This window comes from Flavobacterium enshiense, from assembly GCF_022836875.1.
GTDB lineage: Bacteria > Bacteroidota > Bacteroidia > Flavobacteriales > Flavobacteriaceae > Flavobacterium > Flavobacterium enshiense_A.
The window spans coordinates 781,712-793,028 of the sequence record NZ_CP090376.1 but is presented as its reverse complement, the minus strand read 5'-3'; the positions used below and the strand labels follow the sequence as shown (position 1 = coordinate 793,028).

Here is an 11,317-nt window from a genome sequence, read left to right as displayed (position 1 = left end):
TTTAGTTAAGTTTTAGTTAAGTAGTCATTTCTGTGGTGGGAAGTGACGTAAAAAGCACTCTTTTGGGTTAGAGTGCTTTTTTATTTCTATTATTTTCAAATTTTAAAAGCTGTTCTAAAATAACATGATGTACCTTTTCCTTGAGTTCTTTTTTATGGTTTAGTGTTTTACCGGATGTCTCGATTGGCTGATGGATTTTGATTCTCATTTTTCCGGGACTACCGCTGAAAAAAGTGAATGAAAAATGTTCTTTTGTTCCGCCGAAAGTCATTGGCAAAATAGACAATTGGTGCTCGATCGCGATACGAAAAGCACCGTCCTTAAACTCATCTAAAATAATGCTCTCGTCTTCCGGAACGCCCCCTTCGGGAAAAATACAGATGCTCAAACCCTGATTGATTCTTTTCTGTGCCCGTTCAAAAACAGCGAAACGACTTTTGAAACTGTTCCGATCCACTAAAATACAAGTACGTTTGTAGAAAAACCCAAAAATAGGCAGATTGACCAGTTCCATCTTACCAACAAAAACAAACGGATGTCTCTTCACCAAAAGAAACATAAGCATAATGTCCATCATTGATGTATGATTTGCCACCAGCACATAACTTTTGCCGACTTCCATTTTGTATTCTTCTTCGACCTCATAACGAAACCCCATTCCGTAAAAGATAATTCTTGCCCAAATTCGGGCCAGCACAAAAAACTGCGGATATGTTCTTTCAGAAAGGATTGATAAAAACAGTAAAGGAAACAACACTAGGATTGGTACCACAACCAATACGTAAAACCAAGTACGCCAAAGTGTCCAGAAAACAATCTTGAAAATTTTCATAGTATCAAAAGTAACAATTCAGGACAAACATTTTGGCAAAACGCTTACCTTTGCGTAAATTTTTTTACAAATGGCAAAAATATTAACCGGAGTTCAAAGTACAGGAACACCACACTTGGGAAATCTTTTGGGCGCGATTTTGCCTGCTATCGAAATGGCAAATCAACCCGAAAACGAACCGTTTCTTTTTATTGCCGATTTCCATTCGGTAACCCAGATTAAAGACGGAAAAACGTTACGTGAAAACACCTACAGTACTGCAGCTGCATGGCTTGCTTGTGGCTTAGATGTTGACAAAGTGGTTTTTTACCGTCAGAGTGATGTGCCGCAAACTGCCGAATTATCATGGTATTTGAGTTGTTTTTTTCCGTTTCAGCGACTGACATTGGCCCATTCTTTTAAAGACAAAGCCGACCGCCTAGAGGATGTGAATGCCGGTTTATTCACTTATCCAATGCTGATGGCAGCCGACATTCTATTGTATGATGCCGAATTTGTCCCGGTAGGGAAAGATCAATTGCAACACGTTGAAATCACACGCGATGTAGCATCCCGTTTCAATTTCCAGATGGGAGAAACATTTGTATTACCAGAAGCGAAGACCGACGAGGGCACGATGATCATTCCGGGAACTGATGGAGAAAAAATGAGTAAGTCCCGAAATAATTTCATCAATATCTTCCTTGACGATAAAGCGCTCCGTAAACAAGTAATGAATATCCAAACGGACAGCACGTCGCTGGAAGATCCGAAAAACCCGGACACTTGTAATGCTTTTGCCATCTACAGTTTATTGGCTACTCCTGAACAAATCGAAAAAATGAGAGCCAATTATTTGGGCGGAAATTACGGCTACGGACATGCAAAACAGGAACTGTTCGAACTGATTGTATCCAAATTTGAAACTGAAAGAACCAAATACAATCATTACATAAACAACTTGGAAGAAGTAGATCGCCTGTTAAAAATGGGTGCCGAAAAAGCGCATAAAATAGCGGATGCTGTTTTGGCCAGAGTCAGAGAAAAATTAGGATTTGAATAAATAGAAAAGCGACAATCATGTCGCTTTTTTTATACCGCTTCAAAAAGCTTGCCCGGAAGCGGGCGAATGACCCCCTTGAGTTCCATGTTCAATAACAGTGAGGAAATCCTAAAAATCGGCTGCTCACATTCCAAAGCGATGATGTCCAATAATTCCTTTCCGTTTTTTTGAAGATAGTCGTACACTTTTTGCTCCTCCGGTTCCAAAGAAACAAACAGTTGCTTCTGAACAGGTTTTCGGCTTTTTTCTTCTAGCTCCCAATTCAGCATATAAATGATATCAGCAGCGGAGGTCAGCAGATGTGCGCGTTGCGTTTTGATAAGATTGTTGCATCCCTGACTGTACTTATCGCTGCTTCGTCCCGGGACGGCAAAGACATCCCGGTTGTAGTCGTTGGCAATGTTTGCTGTAATCAGGGAACCTCCTTTTTCGGCACTTTCTATCACAATTGTTGCTTCCGTCATTCCGGCAACTATGCGGTTACGCCTGATGAAATTTTCCCTTTCCGGACTGGAAGAACTCCAAAATTCAGTAATAAATCCGCCATTTTGCTCCATTCTACAGATATATTTTTTATGCATTTTAGGATAGATCTGATTCAGTCCGTGCGCCAATACGCCGATGGTCTGTAAACCGAAATCGATAGCCGTCTGATGTGCGACGATATCCACACCGTAAGCAAAACCACTTACAATGACCGGATTTAAAGGCGCTAAATCTTCGATTAATTTTCTTGTGAAATCGGTTCCGTAACTGGTAATTTGGCGGGTGCCTACAATGGAAATAAGTTTCCGGTTCTGCAGATCAATGTTTCCAGATTGAAACAAAACCGCGGGACTGTCAATGCAATGTTTGAGTTTTTCAGGATAGTGAGTTTCCTGATAAAACGTAAAATCAATGTTTTCCCTTTCGATGAATCGGAGTTCGGATTGAGCCATATCGAACACGGAAGTATTCTGAAGATTTTTGAAAAGCACTTCTCCAACGCCATCGATGGCTAGAAGATGGGATTTTTTGGTTTTAAAAACCCTTTCGGCTGAGCCACAATGGTTAATAAGTTTTTTGGCGACAATGTCCCCAACTCCTTCTACTTTTAACAAAGCGAGTGTGTAATATAAATCAGATGTTGTCATGGCGTATAAATGAGCGTCAAAGGAAAACATTTTTTTTAAATATTGAAATAAAAAGATTACAAAAGAAAAAATAGCAACTCCCTTAGCCCCGTCTCGATAGCTATCGGGAGAATGGATCCCGATTTTTCTTCGCGAGGAAGGAAAGCGGGAAAATGGTCTCCAAAAACACCCAAGCCATTCGCTTCCAAAACTTTAGAACAAAAAACGCGATTGTTAATAAAATTTGTTGATAATTTTTGGTTGTGCTTATTGAATAATTAAATTTGTAGATATGAAGATTGAAAACTACATCTCGGCCCTACTCTACCGTTACCAGTGTGTTACTGTGCCCGGTTTCGGTGCATTTCTAACAGAAATCCAATCGGCAAAACTTGACGAAAACGCGAACACTTTCTTTCCTCCGAAGAAGGTTATTTCGTTTAATCCGCATTTGAAAAACAATGACGGACTGCTAGCAAACCATGTTTCATTACAGGAAAAAATTTCCTATGAAGAAGCCGTAAGTGCAGTACAGAGTGAGGTAGCCGTTTGGAAAGACCAATTGCAGCGAAGAGAAAACCTGATACTGAAAAACATTGGTGAAATTTCGGTAAACGCCGAATGGAATTGGGTTTTTGAACCTATCTCTTCTGTAAATTATCTGGCAGATGCTTTTGGATTGAGCCCTGTGGTTACTCCATCGATCCAACGTGAAGTTTTAAAAGCGCAGGTAGAAGCTTTAGAAGAGAAAGCTCCGATTGTTTTCACTCCGGAAAGAAAGAAAAATTATTCGTTCCTGAAATATGCCGCAGCCATTGTCATGACTCTTGGCGCTGGAGGAGCCGCTTATAAATACCAGTACGAGCAAGAGTTTGCCAACGATAGCCTGATGGTTGAAAAAGCCGTTCAGCAAAAAGTGGAAAACAAAATCCAACAGGCAACATTCTTTATTGAAAATCCGCTGCCGGCTGTTACGCTGAACGTTTCCGAAAATACTAAAAAACCATATCATATTGTAGCCGGTTCGTTCCGTAATGAGCAAAATGCAACCAAGATCTTTAATGAAATAAAAACATTAGGTTTTGAACCAATTCGTTTAGAGAAAAATCAATTTGGATTGTTCCCTGTTTTATATGGAAGCTATTCCAGCTATACAGAAGCACAAACCAAAATGAAAGAAATTCAAAAATCACACAACAAAGAAGCTTGGGTGCTGATTAAAGAATTATAAAATTATTAAATCCTCAATTTTTGAGGATTTTTTTATGCTTTTATTGCTAAATTTGCAAAAACATACATGCTATGCAAGACAAAAAACCAACCGACTCCGTAACCGTCTTAACCGACTTGGTTTTGCCTGGGGAAACCAATCCACTTAACAATCTTTTTGGAGGTGAATTGCTAGCGCGTATTGACCGTGCGGCCAGCATAACCGCACGAAGACATTCGCGCAGAATTTGCGTAACCGCCTCGGTAAACCATGTAGCTTTTAACAGAGCCATTCCTTTAGGCGCCGTGGTAACCATTGAAGCAAGGGTTTCAAGAACCTTTACCAGTTCCATGGAAATTGTGAGCGATGTATGGACTGAAGACCGAGAAACAGGAATTAAAAACAATGTAGGGCAAGCCATTTACACCTTTGTTGCGGTGGATGATACCGGAAGACCAGTCGAGGTTCCGCAAGTTGTACCAGAAACAGAAGAAGACAAAAAACGCTTTGAAGCGGCATTAAGAAGAAAACAATTAAGCTTGATTTTGGCCGGCAAAATGAAACCTGCAGACGCTACCGAACTGAAAGCCCTTTTTGCAATCGAATAACACATTTCATTAGATATAAATAAAAAAGCCGTTTGAGATTCAAACGGCTTTTTTATTACATATTACTAATCCAACTCTGCGGATTGAGCGTCGTCGTATTTTGGAAAATCATGAATTTGACAACCGCCTTACCACTGGAACTGGTATGGATTTTACCAATGGTTTGCTTGGCACTCACCTTGTCACCCTTGGAAACCGACACAGTCTTAAGGTTTTGGTACACGGTAATGTAATCCCCGTGTTGAATATAGACCGCCTTGTTGTTTGCATTGAGCACTTGAATCTGCAACACTTCTCCACTAAAAACCGCCCTTGCATTCGAACCCGATTCTGTTGCTATTTCCACACCACTGTTGGTAATGGTAAGATCCGGATACTCTGGGTGCTGATGCGTTCCGAAAGAAGAATAAACATATCCTTTTTCAACAGGCCATGGCAATCTTCCCCTATTCGCTTTAAAGTTATCTGCCAATTCTTTTCCTTCTGTCGTCAAGACAAATTTTGCCGGATCAGCCGCCCCAGAAGCGGATTTCACAATCGTTTTCCCGGAGGCAGCGGCTTTTTTGTTGGCCGCAGCAATCGCCTCACGAATCATTCGTTTGATTTGCTTGTCGATGGCTTTGGATTCCGCTTGCTTTTTCTTGATTTCAGCAGTTAGTTTTTTCTTGTCTTTCTGAACTATTTTGGCCAATCGCTGTTGTTCGGCTTTATCCTTTTCGTACTCGCGTTTTTCCTGCTCACTTTCTTTAATTACTTTCTCCTTTTCCTTTTTCTTAACTTCCAATACCGCTGTAACCTGGCTCAACTGATTGGTTTTCATTTTAATTTCCTCACCCTGCATTTTCCTGAAACTTGCATATTGTTTCATGTATTGCATGCGTTTGTAGGCCTGAAGGAAGTTCTGTGACGAAAGGATAAACATATAGCGGCTTTGCTCTGAACGGCTTTTGTATGACTTCACAATCATATTAGCATAATCCGCTTTCAGGTCTTTCAATTCCCTGTTCAGCTTATTGATTTCCAACTGTTTCAGATAAATGTCATCTGAAAGCACACGTTTCTGTTTTGAAGTGGTAGTAATCAGTTTTTGACTCAACTGAATTTTTTTATTCTGCTGCGCGATCTGACCCAAAATATTTTTTTCCTTTTTTCTTTCTTCCTGAAGACGAACTTGTGTTTCCTGAATTTCTTTCTGAAGCTGAGCTCTTCGTTCCTCCAATTGACGCTGTTTATCGTCATTAGATTGCGCCCACGCAACAGTGGCCAAACAGAAGAAAAATATAGAGAGCAGTAGTTTATGCATTGTAAATAATTTTGGCAAATTTAGTCAATAAAAATTTGTTCATAGCCATCCGGCACATCATAGGAAAAAGATAATTCTTCATCGAAGGAAACTGAATTATACCCTATTGCTATGTTAACTTTATCTTTTTGCAACGCCTGGATAGCAATATCAAACGGCATAATTCCTTTTGGAGATTCCTTGTGAGTAAGGTAATTGATTTCCAGTGATCTCCCTTCTCTTTTTTGGGTAAGAATTTCCTTTTTCAGGAGATAATTGGCTCCTTCAAATAAAAATTCCTTCTCAGTGTTCCCATTGGTTTCACTTCTTAATCTGTGCAGATTGTTATCAAGAGTTTCTACATAATGTCCTTTAGTAAGGTCGTCCAATGCCAATCCGAGGAACAAATTTTGGACTTTCTGAAAATCGAGGTCCGTTCCCAGCCATTTGCTTAAAAGCGAATAATTCCCCTCAAAATATTTTCCGTTGATTTTTTCGTAATAGCTTACTTTTTCCGGAGTAATCATCGCTTTTGCCATTGTAATCCCAAAGAAACGAACGATTACCAGAATTTTTTCATCTTTTTTGATACGGATTTCCGCAGTTACGTTCTGGGTTTGCTTATCGTCTTCATAACGGGCATTTGCCTTAATATTTAGCGTTTCAAAATCCTTACTGTTGGCATAATGGCCGGAAATGATTTTGGAAACCGCTACATTTTTGGAAACACCACTTTCAGCCACCATCTGTTTTGATTTACAGGAAAAAAGAAAAAGAAGTCCGAAGACCGCAAACCACTTCTGCATTATTTTTTTTGTTTTAACAATTGCTCCGCCCTATTGAAATAGGAATATTTTTTATTTTGATCCCCTAAGCCATTATAAGCTTCTCCCAACTGAATGTTGAAATTAATTTCCAGATCGATATCATCTACTACAAAATCTATTCCCGAATTTAAAATCGAAGCCGCTTTCTTATAATTCTTCATTTGATTTTGAGCCAAACCAGCGTAATAATAGAGTCGAGCCTGAGTGGGATATATTTCCATATAATCTTCGGCACATTTGTATACTTTGTCAAACTGATTGGTGTCAGTATAAGCCTGCAACAATAATTCTATGACGAGTATATCGTCTTTTTGTTTCAACAAACTTTTCTCAAAATAATGAATAGCCTTATCTGTTTTCTTTTTGTTTAAAAAGAAGATACCGATTTCCTTCGGTACATTTACGGTAGTATCATCGCTAAAATAATCTACAGCTAATTCCAGTTCTTTGTCGAATGCATTGGTATTGTTGACAAAAATCAGGAATTCGTTTAAAACCCGGTGTTTTATCTTTTGTTCTATTTTAGAACTCTTCATGATGGCATGCATCGCCTGAGCTGCTTTTTCACCGTTGCCGGCATTCAGATGGAACTTAAACAGACTTACCTGAGCCCAATCGGAATTTGGAATATTCTGTTCTAATTTCTTAGCCACTTCCATTGCTTTTTCCTCCTGATTGCTTTCGGAATACAGATAAATCAGCTGAATGTAGTTTTCTTCCACCTTCGGATATTTCGCAATAGCCTCTTCCAGTTGTTCCTTTTGTGGCTTTTTGTACTGGTTCTCGCTCAGGATCTGAAGTTTATAGGTTTCCATCATCTGAGAAATATTCGACGTGCGTTCCATTTCCTCAATCAATGCCAAGGCCTTTTCGAACTGACGGGTGTACATGTACAACGAAACCAAATCATCCTGAAATTCTTTATCAAATTCAATCAGTTTCTGAACCACGATAATCGAATTCGGATAATCTTTTGTTTCATAGTAAACGTCATACAGACCGTTCCAGTACCAGCGTTCTTTTGGATTCAGGTCGACCGCTTTCTGGAAAGCCCTTTGCGCTTCAGGATATTTTTTCAGCGCCAGGTAATTTTTTCCCAACTCGTGATGTAAAACCGGATTGTTGGGTTCTTTCACCAGGCATTTTTCAATCTCAACGATAGCTTTATCATAATTTTCGATGCCTTTTTGCTTTAACGCTTCAAAGAAATGCTCTTCGAATTCATTTTTGGCAATGGCAATGGAATCCGGTTCAGTTTGGGCAAAAGACAACCCTGAGAACAGCATGATTCCCAAAACAGTTACCCCTTTTATCCAAACCTTCACTTTCATATCTTATTCTAAAACGGAATAATCTCCGATGCTGACAGCTTTAAAATTTCCGTCGAAGGCAGCATGATTTCCAATCATTGCATTATCCAAATCGGCGTTTTTAATATGTGCATGCGTTTGCACCAAACTGTTTTTGATGGTTGTATTGGTAAGATGCGTTGCTCTTCCCAAAGACACATTTGGTCCTACAGTAGAGTTGATCAACACCACATCATCTCCGATGAAACACGGTGGGATAATGGTGGAATTTTCAATTTTAGCCGTAGCTGAAACCATATTAATACCGTCATTATGAAGAAAACGCAGCATACGTGAATTGGTATCTACCGTAACCTCTTTGTTACCGCAATCCATCCATTCATCTACTTTACCAGGCACAAATTTCATGCCTTTTTGTTTCATGTTCTCCAATCCGTCAGTTAATTGATACTCACCTCCTTTAACAACATTATTATCCAATAAATATTGTAATTCGGAACGTAAAGTTTCGCCGCTTTTGAAATAATAAATTCCGATGATCGCCAAATCTGAAACAAACTCTTTTGGTTTCTCCACGAAATCCACAATCTGATTATTTCCGTTCAGCTGCACGACACCGAAAGCTCTTGGGTCTTCTACTTGTTTTACCCAGATTACGCTGTCTGCCGAAGTATCAAGTGCGAAGTCGGCACGGAATAACGTATCTGCGTAAGCAACAACAATCGGACCTGACATGCTGTCTTTGGCACACATAATGGCATGTGCCGTTCCTAAAGCCTCATTCTGATAATAGATTCTTCCTTTGGAACCTAATTTCTCGGCAATGGCAATCAGATCTTCTTCCACCTGCTTACCAAAACTCTCATGAATGATAAATGCGATTTCTTCAATTTCCTGATTAATCACACCGGCGATATCCTCAACCAAACGGTGTACGATTGGTTTTCCGGCAATCGGGATCAATGGTTTTGGAATTGTCAATGTGTGTGGGCGAAGGCGTGAACCACGTCCGGCCATCGGTACTATTATTTTCATTTTATATTATTCGATTGAAAGTTCAAATGATTACAAATTCACACAAATCCAAAATCATTCAACCTTTAAATTATTTAAATTAATTTACTTCACTCCTGTACTACCAAATCCTCCTTCACCTCGAGACGTTTCGGTAAGTTCAACAGTCTCTAGCCATTCGGCACGTTCGTGTTTGGCGATGATTAACTGAGCAATACGCTCTCCGTTTTCAACCACAAAAGGTTCGTTGGACAAGTTTACCAATATCACTCCGATTTCACCACGATAATCCGCATCAACTGTTCCGGGGGAATTCAATACTGTGATTCCTTTTTTGAAAGCCAATCCGCTTCTCGGACGCACCTGAGCCTCATAACCGATTGGCAATTCGATAAAAAGTCCGGTTTTCACCAAAGCTCTTTCCAACGGTTTTAAGGTTATCGGTTCGGAGATATTGGCACGTAAGTCCATCCCTGCCGATGCATTGGTTTCATAATTTGGTAACGGATGTTCTGATTTATTGATGATCTTGATTGTCATTTCTGGTAATATTATTGTAATAAAAGTTTAAAAATATAAAAATTAAGCCACTTTTCTTCTCATTACACGAAGTAAAGTTTCTTTTTCGTTGTGATAAATAAAATAGGTGAAAATTAAAATGGCTACGATACCGAAAATATAGCTTTCGCGGAATACGTCAACGTAAAACGAAAGTCCGGATAAAAGCGTGGAAACTCCCAAATATCCAAAAATCCGCTTCTTATCGTAAGGAATCGGATAATGTTTATTCCCTAAATAATATGAAATAGTCATCATGGTTCCATAAGCAGCCAAAGTCGCTACTGCCGAGCCCATATAACCGAATGCAGGAATCATCAGGAAGTTTAAAGCCAAAGTCACCAAAGCACCAACAGTTGAGATATAAGCTCCAACTTTCGTTTTGTCGATCAGTTTATACCAAACAGACAGGTTAGTGTAAATACCCAGAAAGAAGTTGGCCAAAACAATCAACGGTACAACTTTCATGGCATCCCAATAATCTGAATTCGGGACTAAAAACAATTTTATGACATCCGAAAAAACTACAACACCTAAGAAAATCAGAGAACCAAAAATCACGAAATACTTGGTTACGGTAGCATAAGTCTGCTGGGCATTTTCTTTTCCGGCATGGCTGAAAAAGAACGGTTCGATTCCCAACGTATAGGCAGTCCGGAACAAAACCATGAACAAACCGATTTTATAGCAGGCACCATACGCTCCGATATCGGATAAACTTACACCTAAGAATTTCAGTAAGATTTTATCAAAATGCTCATTGATTCCAAAGGCGATTCCGGCAAATAAAATAGGGCCTCCATAACGAATCATCTTCTTCCAGAGTGGCACATTAAAATGCCATTTCATAGTAAAATAATCCGGGATAAACACCAATAAAGTCACAAAACTCGCTATTAAATTGGCTATAAAAATGTACCCAATCTGAAATTTGGGAACATAAATACCACCCCAAAAACCATCCGGATTTATTGCTGCAATTTTGGGAAGGAAAACAAGAAAGAAAACGTTCAGCCCCAGACTGATAATCACGTTCCCAATCTTTATAACAGCATATTTCATTGGCCGCTGTTCGGCCCTTAATTTAGAAAAAGGAATAACCACCAAGGCATCCAAAGCCAAAATCCATAAAGTATATATAAAATACTGAGGTTCGACCTCTATGGCCTGTGCCAGGCTGTTTTTGAAAAGAATGGCAATCAATAGAAATGCCACAGTAGACCATACCATGGAAATCGTTGCTGTTTCTATTACGCTTTTCTTATTCTCTTCCTTATTGTAAAATCGGAAAAAAGCCGTTTCCATTCCATACGACAACAGCACATTGAAAAAAACCATCCAGGAAAAAATCACAGTTATCTCACCGAATTCCCTCTTGTTGGGCAAATACTCAACATACAACGGATTAAGCAAAAAACTAATCATCCGTGGAAGCACCGTGGCGATTCCGTAAATAAATGTCTGTTTAAAAAGGTTTTTATAAAGGTTCAAAGTGTACTGTTTTGACAAATGATACGCAAAA

Annotated in this window: 11 protein-coding genes; 3 read left to right on the top strand and 8 right to left on the bottom strand. The window is 39.3% G+C overall.

Annotation, left to right across the window (positions count from 1 at the left end; genetic code table 11):
• Positions 1–67: 67 nt before the first annotated feature.
• Entirely contained in the window at positions 68–832 is a 765-nt protein-coding gene (locus tag LZF87_RS03565) for a lysophospholipid acyltransferase family protein (RefSeq protein ID WP_244341862.1), read from the bottom strand.
• A 70-nt stretch (positions 833–902) separates the two neighbouring features.
• On the opposite strand from LZF87_RS03565, the gene trpS reads away from it, so the two are divergent.
• A complete protein-coding gene (gene trpS / locus LZF87_RS03560) occupies positions 903–1,874 on the top strand; it encodes a tryptophan--tRNA ligase (protein WP_244341861.1) in 972 nt (323 codons plus the stop codon).
• Between the two features lie 29 nt (positions 1,875–1,903).
• On the opposite strand, the gene dprA is transcribed toward trpS, so the two are convergent.
• On the bottom strand, positions 1,904–3,007 hold the full coding sequence (gene dprA, locus LZF87_RS03555; protein WP_244343699.1) for a DNA-processing protein DprA: 1,104 nt from the start codon (positions 3,005–3,007) through the stop codon (positions 1,904–1,906).
• A gap of 271 nt (positions 3,008–3,278) precedes the next feature.
• Between dprA and LZF87_RS03550 the strand changes: the two genes are divergently transcribed.
• Together LZF87_RS03550 and LZF87_RS03545 are read left to right on the top strand one after the other, a co-directional pair.
• Positions 3,279–4,217, top strand: coding sequence for an SPOR domain-containing protein (locus LZF87_RS03550; protein ID WP_244341860.1), 939 nt, complete (start codon positions 3,279–3,281; stop codon positions 4,215–4,217).
• A 71-nt stretch (positions 4,218–4,288) separates the two neighbouring features.
• Entirely contained in the window at positions 4,289–4,804 is a 516-nt protein-coding gene (locus LZF87_RS03545; RefSeq protein ID WP_244341859.1) for an acyl-CoA thioesterase, read from the top strand.
• Between the two features lie 55 nt (positions 4,805–4,859).
• Here LZF87_RS03545 and LZF87_RS03540 read toward each other — a convergent pair whose 3' ends face one another.
• From LZF87_RS03540 to LZF87_RS03515, 6 genes are all read right to left on the bottom strand, one after another.
• Positions 4,860–6,107 carry a murein hydrolase activator EnvC family protein gene (locus LZF87_RS03540; protein ID WP_244341858.1) on the bottom strand — a complete coding sequence of 416 codons (1,248 nt, stop codon included), beginning with the start codon at positions 6,105–6,107 and terminating at the stop codon, positions 4,860–4,862.
• A gap of 20 nt (positions 6,108–6,127) precedes the next feature.
• A complete protein-coding gene (locus LZF87_RS03535; protein WP_244341857.1) occupies positions 6,128–6,892 on the bottom strand; it encodes a DUF4292 domain-containing protein in 765 nt (254 codons plus the stop codon).
• Positions 6,892–8,244 (bottom strand): tetratricopeptide repeat protein, encoded by a 1,353-nt coding sequence (locus LZF87_RS03530; protein ID WP_244341856.1) that lies wholly within the window; start codon positions 8,242–8,244, stop codon positions 6,892–6,894. The genes LZF87_RS03535 and LZF87_RS03530 overlap by 1 nt, the downstream gene beginning before the upstream one ends.
• A 3-nt stretch (positions 8,245–8,247) precedes the next feature.
• Positions 8,248–9,258: a sugar phosphate nucleotidyltransferase gene (locus LZF87_RS03525; RefSeq protein WP_244341855.1), complete on the bottom strand. Its 1,011-nt coding sequence runs from the start codon at positions 9,256–9,258 to the stop codon at positions 8,248–8,250.
• Between the two features lie 84 nt (positions 9,259–9,342).
• Entirely contained in the window at positions 9,343–9,777 is a 435-nt protein-coding gene (gene dut, locus LZF87_RS03520) for a dUTP diphosphatase (protein ID WP_244341854.1), read from the bottom strand.
• Positions 9,778–9,819: 42 nt separating this feature from the next.
• Entirely contained in the window at positions 9,820–11,286 is a 1,467-nt protein-coding gene (locus tag LZF87_RS03515; protein ID WP_244341853.1) for a lipopolysaccharide biosynthesis protein, read from the bottom strand.
• Positions 11,287–11,317 lie beyond the last annotated feature (31 nt).